General features: G+C 40.0%; 16 protein-coding genes and 1 pseudogene. 12 read left to right on the top strand and 5 right to left on the bottom strand.

All coding sequences use genetic code 11. The features are described from left to right. The first annotated feature begins 146 nt into the window (after positions 1-146). Positions 147-1,442 (top strand): IS110 family RNA-guided transposase, encoded by a 1,296-nt coding sequence (locus tag FOF60_RS14145; RefSeq protein WP_192473808.1) that lies wholly within the window; start codon positions 147-149, stop codon positions 1,440-1,442. Between the two features lie 475 nt (positions 1,443-1,917). Further along, a complete protein-coding gene (locus tag FOF60_RS14140; RefSeq protein ID WP_192473810.1) occupies positions 1,918-2,421 on the top strand; it encodes a DUF2716 domain-containing protein in 504 nt (167 codons plus the stop codon). Between the two features lie 208 nt (positions 2,422-2,629). On the opposite strand, the gene FOF60_RS14135 is transcribed toward FOF60_RS14140, so the two are convergent. Next, positions 2,630-3,865, bottom strand: a complete 1,236-nt coding sequence (locus FOF60_RS14135) for an IS110 family RNA-guided transposase (protein ID WP_264647563.1) — start codon at positions 3,863-3,865, stop codon at positions 2,630-2,632. Positions 3,866-4,631: 766 nt separating this feature from the next. Between FOF60_RS14135 and FOF60_RS14125 the strand changes: the two genes are divergently transcribed. Next, positions 4,632-5,144, top strand: coding sequence for a hypothetical protein (locus tag FOF60_RS14125; RefSeq protein ID WP_192471673.1), 513 nt, complete (start codon positions 4,632-4,634; stop codon positions 5,142-5,144). Between the two features lie 328 nt (positions 5,145-5,472). On the opposite strand, the gene FOF60_RS14120 is transcribed toward FOF60_RS14125, so the two are convergent. Further along, entirely contained in the window at positions 5,473-7,215 is a 1,743-nt protein-coding gene (locus FOF60_RS14120; protein ID WP_192471672.1) for an AAA family ATPase, read from the bottom strand. Between the two features lie 320 nt (positions 7,216-7,535). On the opposite strand from FOF60_RS14120, the gene FOF60_RS14115 reads away from it, so the two are divergent. From FOF60_RS14115 to FOF60_RS14095, 5 genes are all read left to right on the top strand, one after another. After that, entirely contained in the window at positions 7,536-8,780 is a 1,245-nt protein-coding gene (locus FOF60_RS14115) for an MFS transporter (protein ID WP_192471671.1), read from the top strand. A gap of 219 nt (positions 8,781-8,999) precedes the next feature. Beyond that, on the top strand, positions 9,000-10,670 hold the full coding sequence (locus FOF60_RS14110; RefSeq protein WP_192471670.1) for a DUF6044 family protein: 1,671 nt from the start codon (positions 9,000-9,002) through the stop codon (positions 10,668-10,670). An 18-nt stretch (positions 10,671-10,688) separates the two neighbouring features. Beyond that, positions 10,689-11,723 (top strand): glycosyltransferase family 2 protein, encoded by a 1,035-nt coding sequence (locus tag FOF60_RS14105; protein ID WP_192471669.1) that lies wholly within the window; start codon positions 10,689-10,691, stop codon positions 11,721-11,723. Beyond that, positions 11,680-12,174, top strand: coding sequence for a GtrA family protein (locus FOF60_RS14100; protein WP_192471668.1), 495 nt, complete (start codon positions 11,680-11,682; stop codon positions 12,172-12,174). Before FOF60_RS14105 ends, FOF60_RS14100 begins: the two co-directional genes overlap by 44 nt. Positions 12,175-12,304: 130 nt before the next feature. Continuing rightward, positions 12,305-13,132, top strand: a complete 828-nt coding sequence (locus FOF60_RS14095; protein ID WP_192471667.1) for an undecaprenyl-diphosphate phosphatase — start codon at positions 12,305-12,307, stop codon at positions 13,130-13,132. A gap of 64 nt (positions 13,133-13,196) precedes the next feature. Here the strand turns inward: FOF60_RS14095 and FOF60_RS14090 are convergent, their stop codons facing one another. Then, a complete protein-coding gene (locus tag FOF60_RS14090) occupies positions 13,197-13,352 on the bottom strand; it encodes a YpzG family protein (protein ID WP_192471666.1) in 156 nt (51 codons plus the stop codon). Positions 13,353-13,561: 209 nt separating this feature from the next. Here FOF60_RS14090 and FOF60_RS14085 point away from each other — a divergent pair, with 209 nt between their 5' ends. The 3 genes from FOF60_RS14085 to FOF60_RS14075 are packed head-to-tail and all read left to right on the top strand — an operon-like array spanning position 13,562 to position 16,074. Then, on the top strand, positions 13,562-14,506 hold the full coding sequence (locus tag FOF60_RS14085) for an ABC transporter ATP-binding protein (protein WP_192471665.1): 945 nt from the start codon (positions 13,562-13,564) through the stop codon (positions 14,504-14,506). After that, positions 14,503-15,447: an ABC transporter permease gene (locus FOF60_RS14080; RefSeq protein WP_192471664.1), complete on the top strand. Its 945-nt coding sequence runs from the start codon at positions 14,503-14,505 to the stop codon at positions 15,445-15,447. Before FOF60_RS14085 ends, FOF60_RS14080 begins: the two co-directional genes overlap by 4 nt. A 42-nt stretch (positions 15,448-15,489) precedes the next feature. Then, entirely contained in the window at positions 15,490-16,074 is a 585-nt protein-coding gene (locus tag FOF60_RS14075; protein ID WP_192471663.1) for a GNAT family N-acetyltransferase, read from the top strand. A 545-nt stretch (positions 16,075-16,619) separates the two neighbouring features. On the opposite strand, the pseudogene FOF60_RS14070 reads toward FOF60_RS14075, so the two are convergent. Continuing rightward, a pseudogene (locus FOF60_RS14070) lies at positions 16,620-18,173 on the bottom strand (IS1182 family transposase). Positions 18,174-18,481: 308 nt separating this feature from the next. Next, positions 18,482-20,599 carry a PBP1A family penicillin-binding protein gene (locus FOF60_RS14065; protein ID WP_192471662.1) on the bottom strand — a complete coding sequence of 706 codons (2,118 nt, stop codon included), beginning with the start codon at positions 20,597-20,599 and terminating at the stop codon, positions 18,482-18,484. 319 nt (positions 20,600-20,918) lie between these two features. Between FOF60_RS14065 and FOF60_RS14060 the strand changes: the two genes are divergently transcribed. Further along, positions 20,919-21,641: a DUF421 domain-containing protein gene (locus FOF60_RS14060; protein ID WP_192471661.1), complete on the top strand. Its 723-nt coding sequence runs from the start codon at positions 20,919-20,921 to the stop codon at positions 21,639-21,641. Positions 21,642-21,714 lie beyond the last annotated feature (73 nt).

The following is a 21,714-nucleotide window of genomic DNA, read 5'->3' as shown; positions in this document are numbered from 1 at the left end:
TAGCTGCTTTTGTTGAAGCAAAGAAGCAGCATTCCTGTAATGAAAGAAAATGGAGTTTGTATAAAAAAATAGCCTCTTGGTAGAATGAGAGAGTCCTGAAGCTGGCCAGCGAAAAGGACAAAACTCATATACCAGGAGGCCGTGTAATGAATTATAACCAAAATGATAAAATTGCTCAAATTACTTCTCAGACTTTAATTATAGGTGTTGATATTGCGAAGTTCAAACATGTCGCACGCGCGCAGGACTATAGAGGTATGGAGTTTGGGTCACCCTGCTTTTTTGATAATACCAAGCAAGGATTTCAACTTTTCCTCGACTGGATCCTTCAACTTAAAAAAGAACAAGAGATGGAACAAGTGATTGTAGGCATGGAGCCAACCGGTCATTATTGGTTAAACCTAGCTCACGTTCTGAAAGAACATAAGATAAAGTTTGTAGCTGTTAATCCGTTACATGTAAAGAAAAGCAAGGAACTCGACGACAATTCACCGACAAAAAACGATGTGAAAGATGCCAGAGTCATTGCACAGCTTGTCAAGGATGGTAGATACGCCGAACCTACGATTCCACAAGGGGTTTTTGCAGAACTCAGGGTGGCGAAAAAAATTCGTGATCTACTGACTGATGACCTTCAAACCGTGCAGGGGCAGATTCACAACTGGATCGACCGATATTTTCCCGAGTTCTTGACGGTTTTTAAAAGCTGGGAAGGGAAAGCAGCCCTGCAATTTTTAAGGCTGGAAGCCTTACCACACGAACTAATTAGCTATTCTGATCAGGATTTACTGATTCATCTAAGGAAAGCAGTTACACGAAGTGTGGGACTGAACAAGATACAAGAGTTGAAGCGTGCAGCGACAGAATCAATCGGGCTTCGCCAAGGCGCAGCTATGGCGAAACTTGAGTTGACTACATTGCTAGATAAGTATGATTTAATCCAAATGAAATTTGAAGAATTAGATTCAAAGATAGATAACCTGATTGAACATATCCCTGGTGTCCAGCAAATGTTGGCGATTAAGGGTGTAGGAAGAGATACTGTTGCCGGCTTCTTTGCCGAAGTGGGAGATCTACAAGATTACTCCCACCCAAGACAAATCATCAAACTGGCAGGTTTGAGCTTGAAGGAAAACACTTCTGGCAAGCATAAGGGACAAACCAAGATAACCAAAAGAGGCAGGAAGAAGCTGAGGGCACTCCTGTTCAGGGTGTGTATGATTATGGTCGCCAAGAACCAAGCATTCAAGGCTTTGCATACCTACTATACCCAGCGTCCCGATAATCCGTTAAAGAAGATGCAGTCCCTAATCGCCTTGTGCAATAAATTGATTCGTATTTTCTTTGCCATAGGCAAAAAGCAATTTGAGTTCAGTGAAGAAAGAATGTTAAAGGATATACCTCATATGAGAGAACAAATTGGAGCTAGATTGGCCGCTTAATTTGGTGGCAACTGTAGAGTAGCAGGTAGGTTTTTAGGTTGAAGTACGTCATATATATTTGAAGCACGGATTAGTCAGCAAAGCAACTAAACTTCGGGCAGTGACCCTGTGGGGCAGCATGACTGACATCCACCTCATGGAAAGGTTGGACGAAGGAATTTGAGAGCGAAGACTCTGTGAGGCATGGGAGGGTTGACCTCCATGAGAAATGTGGACATCCACCAGTGCGATCATAAAATACCATAGCCACCAATTATTGTAAGTTAGTGGCAGAACGGGTATAAGGTCTTTTTGCTTATGAAGTCCAAATTTATCCTCATAAGATAAATCCAACCATAATGACGATATTCATGACTGTAAATGGCTACTAGTGAAATACTGTGAAAACCAGAGAAATCGGGCGTTTTGGCTTCTTTTATTGAGGGAGGATAGTTGAATAAGAAGTAGTTTACATTACTACATTGGGGGAGTTTATATAAATAATTGGATTGAACTTACACAATCTGAAGAAGATAAAGTATGGAAACAGGTACATACAAAGTTTCTATTCAAACCAAGCATCTCTGCTTTTCCGTCATTTTATGTTCCAAATCCATTTAGCACTTATGATATTTCAAGATACTTAAATGGGTCACTTGATTTAGAGGAATTAGATTTCAATTATAAAGATCTTGAAGAAAAAGCAATATCAGCTTTTCAAAAAGTAACTAACAATGGTGAGTATTTTTATTCCTTAGATTGGCAGCATCCTGGTTATTGGGTTAATCCCTTCTTAGAGTTCCCAAAAGACGAATTTAATGAGTGGATAATTCCTATTGTCCCAGATGGTGATTATAACTTCTTTATTCAAGAAGATTTCCAATGGGGATTTTTAGGTCATCCCTGGGAAGGATCAATTACTATATTCGGTAAGGAACTAATAGAAGCCTTTGAAAAGGACAGACCTGAAATGTTTAATACTATTTTAAGAAAAGGGTGACTTTTTCTTTAATGCTACTGGCTGCGGTCCAAGGAGGATAAGTGGCCTTTTTTGTTGAATTCCTTATTAAACAAAACCAGCTAATAGTTTGTCAATATTTTTCATTAAAATATCAAAATCCATCGTGATATACTAAAAAAGGGTATACCAAATAACCTTCGTATTCTCTGAATTGGAAGGTTTTTCGTTATTTAGTTAGATGTTGTTTCTATGCTATATCTTGGAAAGTTGTTCTGTTTCTTAATAAGGCAAATATCCAGTGTAAGAGCTTATTTACACAGGCAATTACTGCTACTTTAAATGGTTTTCCTTCCTCGCGTTTCTTATCATAGAACTGTCGTAATTTCTTATTTCGAGGAATGATTTCATCGCTTGTTTTGCTCTTGCGACAGTCGCGTATAGCACAACGAACAGCCATATATAAGGCATGACGAAGCCTGCTGGATCCTCTTTTTGTGATTCGGTTTTTGGTGGCAGTAAACTTGCCAGATTCGAAAACACTAGGGTCTACTCCAGCGAAAGCCACCAGCTTTTTAGGATCAGTAAATCGGTCTATCTCCCCAATTTCAGAAATGATCGTTGCAGCGATCTTTTCACCGATACCAGGGATGGATTTGATAATATTATATTCTTCAACTTCTTTAGCGAGGGCATCTATCTCCGATTCCAATGTGGATAGGTGCTCTTTATATTGAAAAATAATATTAATATACATACCTAAGCTTAAGATATGACTCTGATAGACTGTCTTTTCAAAGGGATTGCGAGCCGCAGCCTCTTTTAGTTGTAAGGTTTTTTCATTGGCCCATCTGATTGAGCGACTTTTACATAATTCCTTGATCCTCATTGAGAGAATTTCATTACTAGCTTCTAAGATGTCTTCAGATGACGGAAACTCCTTTAACGTTAAGAGTGATACCACAGAATATAAATCACCGAACACTCCACGATATTCAGGAAATACTTGATCAAGAATAGCCTGGAACTGAAGCTTTGTCTGAATCATCACTCCTGTAATATTCTCGTGTTGTCTTGTAAGGTTACGAAGGTTTAAAAGCTGGACCCCTCGCTTTTTATACGGCTCTAACGCCTCTTTGTAAAACAACTCGCAGAGGTGGTAAGCATCGATGGCATCTGTCTTTACTTTCCTTAAACTTGAACTTTTCGCCTTGTAGGAAATTAAAGGGTTGATAATGATTAATAAATACCCACGTTCCTCTAAATATTGGACTACTGCTGTTTGATAGTGTCCAGTTGCTTCAAGAATAACCGGCGGTTTTAGACCTGTTTCTTTTTGTACTACCTCTAGAAACTCCACAAGTAAACCAAGCCCCTCAAGAGTATGAGATACTTTAAAGCTCTTACGAAATGGTTTGCCTTTATCTACAAAAGCTTGAACCTGACTTTCCCCCTTTGAAATATCCAGACCAACGACTGGATTCATCCTGTATCATCTCCTAATCTTTTATTTTGCCGGTACCCCTTGTCCTTCTTGCAGTGTCACAGCTTCGCTTGTTATACGAGATCTATGTCCCAACCAGCCTCAATCATGTTTCTACAAGTAGGGGGCAAACTGTTTTGTTGACGGGATCCAGGTCCCACGGGCAGTTACGTTTTACCCCGGCTACCGTTATAATAAGACCATATAAAAAAAGGTCAACCAGAAATAATTTCATATCTGGCTGACCTTATAATACGAACGGGCAGGATTGTTGAAGAATAATGTTATAATTTGGATATGACGGATTGTGTCACTCAAACTAACTGAGAGAGACAGTGAATAAATAATGAGCTACTGCTACGTGTTGTTGATTGTTTAGAAGAAGGAGTTGTTAAGTCTTGATAATTTATGCTGAAACCTTACGGATAATTTCAATAGTAATACTTATTATTAGTTCTGGTTTTTATCTTCGGCATTTGATGAAAATCAAAAAACAAAGAAAACTTTCAGCCTTTGAATTTACAATGTATACAATCATTCAGATAGCATATATCTTCTTTACAATTAGTTTATTGATATCTATATTCGTTAAGTGATTGGGAAGTGCGAAAAGATTGTGAAAGGTTCCTTTAGGGTAACGTGTGCTAGAGTTAAACAATGTGTTGCTGCGGCAGCACTTTTTGCTTATTGAGCTAAAGGAGCAGTTTAGTACAAGAAAACATCAACTATATACATAATAAAACCGTTTTATATTGGGAGGAGTGTGCATTTGAGGATAAAATTCAAATCAAGTATTTTATTTTTATTATTTGGAGCATTATTATTAGCTGGTTGTAGCGGGAATGAGGCTAACTTACAAGATGGGGATGAGCATATAACCGAAGAAATGGATGAGGTCATTTCAAATTATATTATTCAAAAATACTCAACCTCATATTATGATACAGAAAAGCAATTTGAAGTCCACAAAGTATATGGTACGAATGAATCAGATGGGGTAATAAGCATCTATATGTGGTCTTATTATGGCGGTTTTAATAAATCCACTGGAATAACAAACCAAGCAGGACACTCATTACCTGCCGTAATTCGGTTAAGTAAAAAAGAAGAAAATTATTCTGTTATTGAATACACAGAACCACAAGACGGTAGCTTCTATCAGTCATCTTTAGAAAAAATGTTTCCCAAAAAATACTTGAAATTAGCTCAGCAAGATAGTGGGAATATAGAGGATTTACAAAAAGAGATGGATAAAAAAGTAAAACAGTGGTTAGAGCAATAGGAATAATTATGAGGTTGAATTTGATATTCTGATATTCAAGTAACGGGGTGCTTATGTTGAATAAGTAAAAACTATAAAAAGCTCGGAATCTCTCCGAGCTTTTTTGCATTTTAATATGCTTTTAGGGCTGTTAAATCATAAACGAGTTATAATACTTTTTCCTATGTGATTTACGGTTTTGTACTCGAAAACAGAACCCGTTATTCCGCGGGAAGCCTTTTTTATTTGTTTAGGAAATTATAAATTAACTTGGTTGTGGATAACTATATATGGTTGTATTAATCCCGCTCTAGCGCCTAGCCCCTCGAGACGCTTGCGCTTTTTGTTTTTACGCCATTACATATTGATCTTCACGGAAACCTGTCTTATCTTGGACTATTTCATCTACTTCTGAGCCTTCCAGTGTTTCTTTCTTTAGCAATTCTTCTACCAGTATATCAAATTGTTGTTTGTGAGCATTTATGATCATTTCAGATTTTTCTAGAGCGTCATCGAAAAGTTCCTGCATCTTTGTTTCTTTCAAGCCTTTGCTAAATGTTAGGGAGAAACCTTCCTGCAGCAAGCCAGTATCAACCATTTGCTCTATAATCTGTTTAGCCTGCTGGACATCACCGCTTACTCCGATACTGTGTTCACCGAGGATCATCCGTTCAGCGACACCGCCAGCAAGGATCATGGCAATCCGATCAATTAAGTCGCTATGTGTAGATAATTGAAGTTCTTTTGGAATCGGAGCCACGTATCCTAGTGCCTGTCCTCTAGGTATAATCGTTGCTTTACGGACTGACCCTGGTTTAGTTACTGCAGATACAAGAGCATGTCCTGCCTCGTGGATCGCAACCCTGCGCTTCGTATCTGGATCCTGAAGAGTGCGAGAAGTACTTCCAAGGATTGTCCGATCAAGAGAGTAATCAATATCACTCTTTGAAATGAAATCCTGTCCATTCCTTAATGCACGTCTGCTTGCTGTTTCAAACAATGAGTGCAGTTCTGCGCCCGAGAATCCAGAAGTGCTTTCAGCCAGGTCGTCCAGTGATGCTGCAACATCTTCAGCAAGGTTTTTTCCTTTTATATGGATATTAATGATCTCTCTTCTGCCTTTCGTATCTGGAAGAGGGACATTGAATGAGAAATCGATACGGCCAGGGCGAAGGAATGCATCATCCAGCATGTCTTTTCTGTTTGTAGCTGCAATGAAGAGAATTCCATCATTTGAATGTCCTCCATCAAGCTGGACAAGAAGTTCAGTTAAAGTCTTCTCGCCTTCTTCACCGCCATGAGGCTTACGCTTCCCTGCAAGGGCGTCGACTTCATCGATGAAAATAACGGCTGGACCTTGCTTGCGTGCACTTTGAAACAAGCTTCGAACACGTGAGGCGCCTACACCGATGAACATTTCATTAAATGCAGATCCACTGGCTGAGAAAAAGTTAGCATTCAATTCACGAGCAATAGCTTGAGCAAGTAAGGTTTTGCCTGTACCTGGAGGTCCATATAACAAAATGCCCTTAGGCGGCTTAATGCCCATTTTTGCTGATCTTTCTGGGTCTTTCAAGATTGATAGAGTCTGGAAGATTTCCTCTTTCATTTCTTCCTGCAATCCACCAACATCTTCTAAAGTAATGGAAGGCAGAGGGTTAGGCTTTGATAAACTGTTCTTCATTCTATTGCCTGCGCCTATTCCACCAGTTTTCTTTTGAATTACAAACGCAGTACCTAGCAAAAGCAATAACACCCCACCAAGGATCCAGGCGCCATATTTGCTGTTATTCATATATTCATAATTTATATTATATTTTTCTACTAATTTATCGACCATCTGGCTGCCGGGAGGAACTTGGGAAACAAATGTTGAATCTTTCGTTTTCAGTACTAGAGTTCCATCCATTTTTTCGGTAAGAGTTGCTTCACTGCCATTAAGGCTTTCTATTGACTTGACAAGAGAAGAAAAGGGGACGGATACTTTATCATCAGCATTTTGAACGACAAAAGTCGCTGCTATCGTAACTATAACCATAAACACCGCAAAAAGCGGAAGGAATTTAGAAACAAACTTCGGATTTGAATTCATGGTTTCAGCTCCTTATCAATTCTATATACCATTATAAGTAATATACCTATGTTAGGAATGGGTAAATTGTATGACTAGCACTGGTAAATAAATGAAATTGATAGGCTGGATGTTTAAAGTAGTTGGAAATGCGGGTATAGAGCCTGTTTCTGTATAATTTGTTGGGAAAATTTATGTGGACAAATTGTGACATTTCTTGATTTGAGTAAAAAAATGGAATTTGTTCAAATAGCTTCTTGAAACTTTTGGAAGTTGAAGATAGGATGGAAAGAGAAATAGAGCATTTTTACATTTATATTCTGCACGCAGGAGGGGTCAGTTTGAAAGGCTGGAAGAATCCCATACTTTTGGTTCTGGGAATTGGAGTTTCAAACATTGGTAATTGGATTTATTTTGTTGCTATTAATTTATTAGTTTTAAAATTAACAGGTTCTGCAGCTGCGATAGCAGGGTTATTCATCATTAGACCTTTAGCAATCCTTTTAACTAATACATGGGCAGGCAGCGTCATTGATCGGGTGAATAAGAGAAGGTTAATGATTTACATTGATATCCTTCGCGGGATACTGATTGCGGTCATCCCATTATTCACTTCTTTAATTCCAATATATATCATAATGTTCTTAACCAATATAGCGGGGGCATTCTTTGGTCCCACATCAGAAACTTACATAACAAAGCTTGTACCGCCTGAAAAAAGAAAACGTTTCAATTCGATTTTTTCCTTCGCGACATCTGGTGCCATGCTGGTAGGACCGAGTGTGTCAGGGGTGTTGATTATGTATGGAAGCATAAATACAAGTATATATATTAATGCTCTAACTTTCTTTTTATGTGCCTTGGCCATTTACTTCCTTCCTGATGTTGATGAAAAGGTAAGCAGTGAAAGTGTTAGAGAACCGATTACGTTAAAAATGATCGCTGCTGATTGGAAAGCAGTCATCAGTTTTGGGAAAACGGCAGCAGGATTTATGGTGGTTTTCCTGATTTTCCAGTTCATTACATTGATATCCTTTGCTCTCGATTCACAGGAGGTAACCTTCATACAGCAGGTTGTCGGCTTATCTGAAAAGAATTATGGATTATTGGTCAGCCTCACAGGAGCTGGGTATGTGGCTGGTTCATTCGCAGTGTCAGCGCTGGCGAATCGTCTATCAATAAAAATGCTGTTAGGACTGGGATCTTTTTTATCAGTAACTGGGTACTTAATGTTCTATCTTGCATCTTCAGAAACGGTACCACTAGCCGTGGCTGGTTTTATCATTATTGGTTTTTTTTCACCATTTTCTTTTACTGGTTACGCAACTTTTTTCCAAAACAATGTACCAGTTGACTTGATGGGCAGGTTTAGCAGTTCGTTTGCCTTCTTTCAGGCAATGGTTCAAATCGTATTAACATTATTATTGGGTTATTTAGCAGAAGTGGTAAAACTGCAAACAGTCACCGTCGCTTTCTCTGCACTGGGACTGCTGTTGGCTGTTGCATTGACATCGATCATATTTCTGCAGTCAAAGAAGGATCTTTTCGTTCTTGAGACAGAGAGCAATTTAACAGAAGAGGGATAATCAAGCTGTACTGGTTAATAACACACCAGTACAGTTTTTTTTGCGTGGTATATGGCTTGGGATTCATCAGTACAAGACCCTTAAATACATAAAACCCTTTGTTTAGTGGAAAATACATTTCATAGTAGAAAAGGAAACCAATTGAGATTGCAGGGAATAGTTTCAAGAAATGTGCAAATCTTAATAGAAGCAACTATGGAACTTGAGGTGTAATGTGATTTGTCTTACTTACAGGATAAAGAGCGAAAACTCATCATATTTTCTCTCATTGTGATTTCACTCTTCCTATCCCCCTATTTTATTTTAGGAGACGGTGCCCACATTCGGGTACATGACAATCTAGACTCAAATTTAGCATGGTACAAGGTGCTTGCTGGGAGTGGCCAGATTGCCGGTTCGTTAGATGCCAGGATTCCTCAAATCATCAATGGACTGCCGAGGAATGCACTTGGAACTGAGTATAGTCTCATTGTATGGCTTTATGTATTGTTCCCGACAATGGTTGCATATGGAATAAGCCAGGGTATCACCAGGTTTATAGCCTTCCTCGGTATGTATTTGGTTTTGAAGGACCACTTTACTAAGGGAGAAGATAATAGCCTGATTCGCGTCGGGACAGCTCTTGCATTTGCGCTTACCCCTTTTTGGCCGTCAGGGATGCTTAGTACATTGGGTATGCCGTTGGCACTCTGGGCTTTTTTGCATATCAGAAAGGGGAGAGGTTCCTGGCCGCATTATCTTGCACTTACCCTTTTGCCGTTTTACTCAAGTATCGTTTTGGGTTTTTTCTTCTTCCTCAGTGCAATGGGTCTATTCTGGCTTAGTGATGTCATTCGCAGTAAGGGCTGGAATTGGAAATTCTTTTTGGCGATCGCTTATATGACTGCTGTTTTCTTAATCACTGATTACCGGCTGGTCTATTCTTTTTTATTTGACGGGGAACCGAATAGCAGGGATGAATACTTTCACGCCCGCCTGTCGTTCTGGCACTCTGTCAGGCTTACCTTCAAAAATTTCCTGCTAGGACACACACATGTGATGACTGTACATACTTTGGTTATATTGCCCGTCATAGCAGCTGCGATCATTCTGATTTGGAAGCACAGAAAGTGGAAGAAAGAACGCATCTTTGTATTCCTCTTTGGGCTGAATTTTGCTTTATCAGCTTGGTATGCTTTCTGGTTTTATAAAGGCTGGCTCCCATTGACTGAAAGATTTCATTTTCTTGATACATTCAACTTTGCCAGGTTTCATTTTTTGCGCCCGTTAATTCTTTATATTCTGTTTGCGATTGGTCTTAAGATCCTCTGGAATGAAAAAATATTACGGAAGGCTGTTCCCTGGTTGGTGGCTGCCCAGATTATCTTGCTCCTGTTCACGAATGAAGAAATTGTTTACCACAAAAAGCCCAGTGTCAGGGAATTTTATGCAGAGCAACAATTTGAAGAGATCAAAAATTACATCGGAAAACCTCAACATAGCTATCGTGTTGCCAGTATAGGCTTGCATCCAGCAATCGCGCAATATAATGGATTTTACACGCTGGACACCTACAATAATTTTTATCCTCTAAGTTATAAATATCAGTTTAGGAAGATTATCGAAAATGAGCTTGAAAAGAATAAGCGTATCCGTGTTTACTTTGATGAGTGGGGCGGACGCTGTTATCTTTTTACCGATGAATTGGGAAAGCATTATATGTTTAAAAAAAACTCAAAGAGAAGAATTGAAAATATTTATGTGAACATAGAGCAGTTTAAGGAAATGGGCGGGGAGTTTATCTTCTCTTCAGTTCCAATCGATAACGCATCAGAAAATAATCTTAAGCTTGATAAGATCTTTAATTCTAAGGAAAGTGCCTGGAAAATTTACCTCTATGAAGCTTTATAACAACAAGGAGGCTTATAAATGAATGCGCCGATCTTCACAATTATCGTGCCTTGTTATAATGAAGAAGATGTTTTGGAAGAGACTATTAATCAGTTGGCAGCAAAGCTAAGTGAATTGATCAAGCAAAATATGGTATCAGAAAAAAGTAAAGTCTTATTCGTCGATGATGGGAGCGAGGATAGGACCTGGCACTTGATTTACAAAGCCAGTTTAGATAATGAAATGATAAAAGGCCTGAAGCTCTCAAGAAATGCAGGACATCAAAATGCATTGCTTGCCGGACTTTTTTCTGCAAAAGAGGCCTCTGATTGCATGGTAACCATTGATGCTGATCTGCAGGATGACATTCATGCTATTAATGAAATGGTAAGAAAGTTCAATGAAGGTTACGAAGTGGTATATGGTGTGAGAAGCAGCAGGGAGAGTGATACATTCTTCAAACGTTTTACTGCTGAAGGATTTTACAAGCTTATGGACAAGCTTGGGGTCAAACTGGTCTTCAACCATGCCGATTTTCGGTTGATGAGCAAGAGGGCCGTTGAAGAATTGGAGCATTTTGCAGAAAGCAATATGTTTCTCCGCGGTATTGTTCCATTAATAGGCTTCAACTCTACGAGTGTTTATTACGAAAGAAAGGAACGTCATGCCGGTGAAACGAAGTACCCATTGAAGAAGATGCTTGGGTTTGCCTTTGATGGAATCACTTCTTTTTCAGTGACACCGATAAGATTTGTGATGATTGTAGGATGCCTCTCTTTTTTCGTAAGCCTAGTATTCGGTCTATATTTTCTTACATTGAAACTTTTTGGAAATACAGAACTCGGATGGACTTCCTTAATCACATCTATATGGCTTATTGGAGGTCTGCAGTTAATTGCGCTTGGTTTGGTTGGAGAGTATATAGGTAAAATTTATAAAGAAACTAAACGGCGTCCGAAATATATTATTGATGTGGATCTGTTTAATCTGCCTGTTTCGAGGAAGCTGATCAACATGGAAGGAGCAGATTATGAGCCAATCAGTGAAAATCGGAAGCTATCTGAGAATAACTAACCAGCTGGCGCAAAGGATTAGACTTGGGTCTGTAAGCTTTTCGGAATTCATTAAATTTCTGATGGTTGGGTTACTCAATACCGTTGTTGGAATGGGACTGATGTTTTTTTTGAAAAATGGACTGGAATGGCCGTTTTGGTATGCCACATTCTCTGGAAATACAGCAGGCGCTGCTGTCAGCTTTCTACTGAATAAAATATACACATTTAAAAGCAAGGTTCCCATTCATGTTGGAGCAGCCAGATTTATTATTGTTGTGATGGCATGTTATTTTCTTTCCTTCTCAATCAGCACTGTGATTACCGGGACTATGAATTCAATAACAGCAGGGCCATTTTATATCGACTCAGACAATATTGCCATCCTTCTTGGATCAGTCATATACACGCTCACGAACTATATTGGCCAAAAGTTCCTTGTTTTTAAGGAAAGTACTAAAAGCAGCTTATGATGCTGCTTTTTTTTATTGACTAAATGCCCAATTAGAGATAAAAATTAATAAGTACATTTGCGTTTGTTGTTTTCCGAAAGAATGTGAGATAAGCACTTAAATTTAACTCTTAAAGGAGCAAGACCACTTCATGAACATTTGGGAATTAATTGTGGCATTTATACTCGGTTTAGTAGAAGGATTAACTGAATTTGCACCTGTCTCGTCCACTGGCCATATGATTATTGTCGATGATTTGCTGTTGCACTCTAAACAATTGTTTACAGAGCCTGTTGCCAATACTTTTAAAGTAGTTATTCAATTAGGATCTATATTAGCTGTGGTCATTGTATTCAAAGACCGATTCATTAACCTGTTAGGTTTGGAAAAGGGTGTTTCAATCGCGGATTCAAAAGGGAGGCTGAGTCTGCCTAAGGTAATCGCAGGTTTGATTCCTGCTGGAGTGACTGGCATTTTATTTGAGGACTATATTGATGAGCACCTATTTTCGGTAGAAACTGTCATCATCGGATTGGTAGTTGGAGCATTTCTGTTGATAATAGCAGACCGCTTTCAACCCAAAATACTTAAGACTGAGGATGTTGATCAAATCAGCTATAAACAGGCATTTGGAGTAGGTTTGTTCCAGTGTCTTGGATTATGGCCAGGTTTTTCGAGGTCCGGTTCCACAATAGCGGGAGGAGTACTTCTCGGGATGAGCCATCGCGCGGCTTCCGATTTCACCTTCATCATGGCGGTTCCAATCATGCTTGGCGCAAGCGGAATATCTTTGCTGAAAAACTGGCAGTATTTCACAATAGATGCATTGCCTTTTTTCACTGTAGGCTTTATCAGCGCGTTTGTGTTTGCGTTGATTTTCATCAGATTCTTTCTGAAGCTTATCAATAAAATTAAGTTAATGCCATTTGCGATCTATCGGATTATTTTGGCGGGAGTTATTTATTTTATTTTTCTTTAATCAAGGATTTTGCTAAAAGGGAAAAGGCGCAAAGCGCGTCTTTTCCCTTTTTAGTTTCAAAAAATCAAAACATGCGGTGCGCTTTAGCGTTACTCCTTGCAAGCAGTGTGTTCTTTGTTACCTGGGTTTCCCCGTTTACCTGCGAGTTGGTATGCTTGCGCCTAGTCCAAGTGTGGTGGAAAAGTTGTGAGTGTGGATCCAAATGATCTTTATAACTCATACAATCACCTCATGATTGGATTTTTGAAACAGACGATATTCTAGCGAATATCATTTATATCGTTTGTATTAAGGGTGGGCAATATACTAAATAAAAATGAGGGCTATGTTAAGATATTCTTTTTTTGCTTTTTTTGTAACTTTTTACAATTTCCATCGTATTAATCTTTGTGAGCTCATGAAATAACATTTATGAAATGAGGAGATTCTATGTCGCAATTTGCCCTCGAGGTAAAAGAGTTGACTAAGACGATTGGTAAAAAAACCATCGTTGATGATGTGAGTTTTCAAGTGGAACGAGGTGAAATATTTGGACTGTTGGGTCCTAACGGTGCCGGAAAAACAACAATCATCCGAATGATTGTTAGCCTGATTAATCGCACAGGAGGAACTGTGCTCGTAAACGGCCACGATTTGGATGAGTCTTTTACAAAAGCAATGAATGAACTGGGTGCTATTGTGGAAAATCCAGAATTCTACAAATACCTTAGTGGATACAAAAATCTCAGGCATTATGCGCGGATGGCACTAAGTGATATTACCGAAGAGCGGCTAAACGAAGTAACCAAGCTTGTAGGCCTTGAAAATGCGATCCATGATAAAGTCCGTACTTATTCTTTGGGAATGCGCCAACGCCTCGGGGTGGCGCAAGCGATTTTACATAAACCGTCTATTCTCATACTGGATGAGCCTACTAATGGACTGGACCCGCAGGGAATTCGTGAGTTCAGGGATTATTTGCGCTTGCTCGCAAGCCAGGGAACTTCTGTATTAGTATCTTCTCATTTATTGTCGGAGATGCAGCTAATGTGTGACCGATTTGCGATCATTGAAAAGGGGAAATTGATACATATTTCTTCTATGCATAATGATAATGAAACGTCTGAAGCGCTGGAGGTTAAGACAATAGAGGTGGAATTATCGGATCCTGCCCTTGCTTCCAAGCTATTGAAAGAAAAGATGACAGATGTAAAAGTAACCACCAGTAAAGGCAATCGCATAACTTTATCAGTACGCAAAGAACAAATCCCGAGGATTAACAAGCTATTCGTTGAAAATCAAATAGATGTCTTCGAAATATTAAACGTGAAAGCAACACTGGAAGACCGCTTCCTGGAAATCACGAATAAAGGCAAGAAGGAGCAGATGATATGATTCCTTTAATCCAAAATGAGTTAATGAAGATATTTGGCAAAATGGCAAGCTGGATCTATATGATCATTATCTTGATGGCCGTTTTAATTGCCGGCATCATTTATATGAAATTCAGCGCAGATCCAAATCCTAATTGGCGTCAGGACACCCAGGCAGAGATCGCAATGCTTGAAAACCAGATGGCATCTGCCTCCGATGACGAGAAGAAAATGATTCAGAACCAAATTGAACAGACACAGCAATTTCTTGATCAAGACATTAACCCAAATGAAAAGACAAACTGGCATTTCATGAACGACGTAGTAGTGGGTGTCAGCTCACTTGTCACCTTGTTCGTGGTTGTGGTTGGCAGTGCCAATGTCGCTGCAGAATTCTCGGATGGAACCATCAAGCAGCTGCTGATTCGTCCGCATCAGCGATGGAGAATCCTGTTGTCAAAGTATATTGCAGTCATCATATATGCATTATTATTGGTCCTGACATTAATTGTATCAGGATACATTATAGGATTAATCTTATTTGGCAGTGGTGATTTCAATATGAAGATGTTTGAAATCACACTTGAAGGAAGAAAGGTAGCCGAAGTCGGTACACAATTCATGTTAAAAATGCTTTACTTCATTCCAAGTCTGCTAATCATCATGACAATTGCCTTTATGCTGTCAACATTATTTAAAAGCCAGGCCCTGGCAGTGGGAATCGGGATATTCGTGCTGTTCTTCTCCTCTACAATCGGCGGTATCATCCTTATGCTTGCTGATAAATATACTTGGGCAAAATTCTTGATATTCCCTCATCTGGATTTGACCGTCTATGCACTTCAGGATCGAATTCTTGAGGATATAACAATGCCGGTATCGCTAGCCATACTGGCGGTATATTACGCGATATTTATGATGCTCACCTTTTTCTTTTTCCAAAAGAGGGATATCAGTATATAAGCAGAATAATCTAAAGAGCGGTCATCTGACCGCTCTTTTTAAATGGAGATTGAAAGGGGAGAGGTGAAGGTGAATCCTATTTTATTGGAGTTCCCAGCCGAATTTGAAACAGAACGTCTTTTTATCAGGATGCCGCTGCCTGGAGACGGAGCTGTAACCTGTGAATCCATCAATGCATCCTTAAAAGAACTTCAGCCTTGGATGCCATTTGCCAAAAAAGAACAGAATGTTGAAGAAACAGAAATCGTGATCAGGGAGGGCTATATAAACTTTTTGAATCGCTCAGACCTTAGGCTTCTTGTATTCAAGAAAGATACCAGGGAATTTGTTGGTTCATCAGGTCTGCACAGAATTAACTGGGACGTCCCAAAATTTGAAATCGGATATTGGATTGACACTCGATACAGTGGTCGAGGATACATGACCGAGGCTGTCCAGGGAATCACTGATTTTGCCGTTCGCGAGCTTAAAGCCCGCAGGATTGAAATCCGGTGTGATGTATTGAATACTAAAAGCAGGGCTATCCCCGACAAATTAGGTTTTGCTCTCGATGGGATCTTAAGGAATGATTCAGTTTCCGTTGACGGTGATCTCAGGGATACCTGTATTTATTCTAAGGTATTCTAATTAAGCGGTAAGGATAATTACATCATACTCAATTCCTGAGGTCACCAATCGGGGTCATTGGTGCCCTGATTTTCAAGAAAGAGGAATTTTAGGTCACCAATCAAGGCTATTGGTGACCTGATTTCAAGAAAAAGGAATTTGGGGTCACCAATCGGGGTCATTGGTGCCTGATTTCAAGAAAAAGGAAATTTAGGTCACCAATCAAGGCTATTGGTGACCTGATTTTCAAGAATAAGGAATTTTAGGTCACCAATCAGGAGTATTGGTGACCTGATTTTCAAGAATAAGGAATTTTAGATCACCAATCAAGGCTATTGGTGCCCTGACTTTCAAAAATAAGGAATATTAGGTCACGAATGGACTCTATTTTTCGCGTAATCGATTTTCAGAACACCAATTGACAACATCAATGGAAGCAATAAAAATAGAGGCTGACTCAAAAGGTTGAATAAATTCGACCTGAGAGTCGCCTCTTTACTTTTTATCTAGTTTCTGGGTTGGATTTGATGGATTTATAAGAGATAGAGGGATATTACTTCCCTTCATTACCCTAATTTTTGTTCACATTCCTTGTTGGCTGCCCACTTCAAAAGATTGTGTGCAGCACAAATAAGACCCCAATCCGTGGTATTCTTGGATAGGCCTCTTAACCCGAATCTCTTAAACGCTCGATTGTGCTTAATCTGCCCAAATACCGGCTCTACATCTATTTTTCGCTGCCTGTATCTTTGGCTTCCTTCTTCCGTAGCCAAGCGTTCACGAACTTCTTTTCGTTGTTGTTGATTTTTCACGGAGACCTGTACGGTCTTTGTATCTTTGTCTTTGGCACAGGTGGTTTGGAATGGACAGTTCATACAATCGGTACAGCGGTACGTGCGCTTCACGGAATTGTAATCGTTGTCGGACTTTCTTTGACTCTCATACTGGAAAATCAGGCGTTTTCCGTTTGCGCAAATCCATTCATCTAGCTCTTCGTCATACTCCATATTTTCAACACGGCCAAGTTGTTCCTTCCACGCTTTTGTCTGTTCTTTATCAAAGGTATTGTATTTAATGTACGCTTCTATTTCCTGTTCTTCACAATGTGCATAGTTTTCTTCGCTACCATAACCAGAGTCGGCAATAATGGCCTTTGGCTTCGGGCGGTTATATTTTTCTAAGAGATCCAGATGGGGAATCAAACAGCCAGGGTCCCCAGCCCGTTGATGCAGGCTGAAGTTGGTGATGAACTGATTTTCTGTACCAATCTGAACATTATATCCGGGCTTTAATTACCCGTTCATCATGTGGTCCTCTTTCATTCGCATAAAAGTGGCATCGGTATCTGTCTTAGAAAAGCTGTTTCTCTCCCCAAAAGTCTGTTTCTGAAGTTCATACTTCTGTTTTCGAGGCAGAAGGTCCTTTTCCAGTTGACGTTTAGCCTTCTTTAAAGGTTTGTTTTTTGGGTCCTGTTCCAGTCTCTCTTCCAACTTTTTGATGGTTTCTTCGATTTTTGCAGAAGAGATGGGTGACTCTTCGAGCTTTTCCTGAAAATCTTGTTCCTTTTCTGCTTCTTCATCTTCTTTGGTGACTTGTTCAATCCCAAAGAGAATCTGGCGGAATTTTTCATCCAGCATTTTATCGTACTTTTCAGTGGATTTCTTCCATACAAAGGTATACTTGTTGGCGTTTGCCTCCAATTTAGTCCCATCCAGGAAGTAATCTTCCAGCTTCACAAGTCCTTCCTCCCGAAGGAGGTCGACTATGGAAAAGAACGTCTGATAGATGACATCTTTCATGCGTTCGGATCGGAAACGGTTGATGGTACGGAAATCTGGCTTCTGTTCGCCGGAAAGCCACATAAACATAATGTTCTCTGTAAGCTGTTTCGCGATTTGTCGAGAGGAATAAATACGGTTGGCATATGCATAAAGAATGACTTTTAACATCATTTGAGGATGGTAAGGCGGCCGACCTCCACCAGGATAAAGAGAGAGAAAGATATTGGGATTCATCTGATCGACGGCAAAATCGATTAATCTGACAAGGTGTTGTTGAGGAATCAAAACTTGAATGTCCATTGGAAGGGTCAACTGGTTTGTGTTATAATTTTTGTACAAGAAAATCTCTCCTTTTGTATAGTTGGTTGTGGTGACTTAATTATAACAAAAGAGGAATTTTCTTGTATTTTTTGCGCGAAAAATGAATTTAGAAACCTGAGTTGATTGGAGTGGAAGGCGCGAAGACTCCTGCGGGCTCAGCTGGTCAGGTGAGACCCCGCAAGAGCGAAGCGATGAGGAGGCTCAGCGCCAGCCCCGCGGAAAGCGAAGCGCCTGGAACGGAAATCAACGGACCTTTTTACAAGCAGTCTCAAAAATAAAGAGGGTGCCCAAAAGTTATATACTTTTGGGACACCCTCGAAATCCATTTATTCTCCTTGCCACTCTCTAAGCTTGTCAAACACCTTATCTCCGACTTTAGCGGCATCTTCCTGCATTTGGTCAAATACTTTTTTCCACTTTGGTGCTTCTTCTTTCAGTTTTTCTTCAACCTTTCCAGCGCGTTCCTTTAATTCTTGCTCCAGCTCATTTGCTTTTTCCCTAATTGCTTTTTCAGTTTCTTCATAATCAATAACGGCACCGGACTTGCGTTCGTTGATTGATTGTACCCTGAATTCCTCCTGCTCAATGTGGGGAACTGTTTCTTCCATGATTGCCCTGAATAGAGGCACTACATCTCTTGAGCTGCTGCTGGATAAATAATGTTTGCGGTCTGTTTTATCATATCCCAGCCATACAGCCCCAACAATGTTCGGTGTATAGCCAACAAACCATTGATCCTTTGTTCCGTTGATATCTGCATAAGGGAGCTGTGTGGAGCCAGTTTTGCCTGCAATCTCGACACCCTCAATATTTGTCCCTTTACCTGTACCTGTTTCAACAACATTCAATAACATCGATGTCATTTCATTGGCAACTGCTTTGGAAGTAACGCGGGTTGTTGATTCATCATGTTCTGCGATGACCTTGCCGGTAGGACCAACGATTTTGGTAATCAGGTGGGCATCATGACGCTTCCCTCCATTTGGAAAGACCGAATAAGCTTCAGCCATCTTTAGAGGGGAAACACCATTGTGCATTCCTCCAAGGGCGAGGGCCAGGTTCTGGTCCTCTTTTTCTACTTTGATTCCAAATCTTCTAACAGAGTCGATTCCTTTATTCAAGCCTATTTCATTCAATAGCCAGACTGCGGGTATGTTAATGGACTTTTCCACTGCCTCATACATCGGAACCTCTCCCTGATAAGTGTCGGAAAAGTTTTTCGGGCTGTAATTTTTAAATGACATCTTCTCATCAACCAGCATGGAATCATATTCATAGCCTTCTTCTAATGCCGGTGTGTAAACCGCCAGAGGTTTCATTGTCGAACCAGGCTGAGCCCTCAGGTGGGTTGCACGGTTAAATCCTCTGAAAACTTTCTCGCCGCGTCCGCCAACCAATGCACGGACGCCCCCATTTTCCGGATCAAGCAGGACGGATCCACTTTGAACTAAAACATCACTGGCCCGATCAGGGAATAGATAATCCTGTCGGTACACTTTTTCCAGGCCGGATTGGATGTCCTGGTCCAATTCTGTATGAATTCGATAGCCTCTTGTCATGATTTCATCCTGGGTGAGACCGTATTTACTAGTTGCTTCATCCAAGACAGCGTCAACATATGAAGGATATTTTCGGTCGGCAAGAGAACCCCCTCCGTCTTCCAATACAATTTCCTCTGACTTTGCTTTTTTGTACTCGGCATCTGATATCATACCAAGTTCGTTCATTTTAGAAAGAACAACATTCCTGCGTTTGATGGCAGCGTCGTAATTGTTATAGGGATCCAGGGCAGAAGGTGCTTTAAGTAAGCCCGCTAGCAATGCAGCCTCGCTTATAGTGACATCCTGAATATCCTTTGCGAAATATTTCTTGCTGGCATTGTTAATTCCAAATGCACCACTGCCGAAATATACCTGGTTCAGGTACATTTCTATGATTTCATCCTTTTCATACACTTTTTCAAGCTCGACTGCCAAAAATAATTCCTCTACTTTACGTTTGTATGTCCGCTCAGAAGATAACAGAGCATTTTTGGTCAGTTGCTGGGTAAGTGTACTGCCACCGCCGGTAATCCCCCCAGCTAAAAGGTTTCCGAAGAAAGCACGGGCGATACCTTTTATATCGAATCCGTTATGTTCATAGAACCGTTCATCCTCAATAGCAATGACGGCATTTGGGACATGTTCTGGCATAACTTTTATGGACACTCCGCCAGTACGGTTGGTAGCAAGCTTGCTTGCTTCATTTCCGTCGCGATCATAGATGGTGGTTGCCTGGCTCAATCCATCCTTCAGGGTCTGGACATTTGCCCTGCTAGCGATAAACGCGAACCAAAGGATGGACAGCAGGATGAACACCAATAAAACTAATAACAAAATTTGAGTCAGGTGCCGTCGTTTCCAAAATCGAACAACAGCATCCCAAAATCGTTGCAGTACATGCATATTATTTCTCCTTTTAAAAATGAAGGTTTAAGTGCATATTCAGGTTGACAGAATCAGGACTGTTTCCTGATTTAAATTCCATTATATATGATTTGCTGTATTCCAGGAAAGTTGAAGCCATTTGGTGGGGGCAGGAGACAATTATTAGTTAGGATTGCCTGATAAGTCCGTGAGCGGAAATTCACTCAGTTACTTTACTCATGGCGGAAAGGAAATGATGAAATGTTATGTACGCCTCTAAACGTTGCGGAGTAGGTATAAATGGTAAAAATACATCAAAACTAATTAGTGAACCTAATCAATCAATTGGAGGCGACGAATGAAACTTTTAGAAGAAATGCTGATTCTCTTAGGCAGGGTGGTCACGATCCTCCCATTGATGTTGTTTGCGGCGTTGTTTATGGGAAGGCGTTCAATTGGTGAATTGCCAGTCTTTGATTTTTTAATTCTATTGGCTTTTGGTGCGGTCGTTGGCGCAGATATTGCCGACCCGAATATCCCTCATATACATACAGGAGTTGCGATTATCTTAATTGCACTCCTTCAAAAAATGGTAGCCTACCTGAAAATTAAAAGCAGGAAAGTGGGGAGCTTACTTACATTTGAACCAATCACGGTGATTCATGAGGGACAGTTAATTGTGGAGAACCTGCGTAAAACCCAATATTCAATCGACAATATCTTGTTAATGTTACGAGAAAAAGACATTTTTAATGTTCGAGATGTAAGGGTAGGGATACTGGAGGCTAACGGAAATTTAACAGTTATGAAAAATGCGGAAAAAAATACAGTAACTTTGGAAGACATGAATATCAGCAGAACAAGTGATGATTTGGCATTGCCTCTTATCATTGACGGAAAGCTCTACAGGAAGGTTCTTGTTCAGCTAAACCTGGACGAGAAATGGCTCATGGATAGATTGGCTGAGGAGTCAGTATATAATTTAAAGGATGTCTTTTTCGCTTCAATCACCGAGGGAAGGTCCCTTCATATCACCTTAAGAAAACAAACAGCTTTGAATATACCGCCTATTTATCATTGATGGGAAAATGTCTTGAATACCATGGTAAGAGAAGAGAAAAGGGTAGAAGAGATTCCGTTTAAATACTTATTAA

The sequence above is a fragment of the Mesobacillus jeotgali genome (assembly GCF_014856545.2).
Lineage (GTDB): Bacteria > Bacillota > Bacilli > Bacillales > Cytobacillaceae > Mesobacillus.
This window is presented reverse-complemented; position numbering and strand designations above follow the sequence as displayed.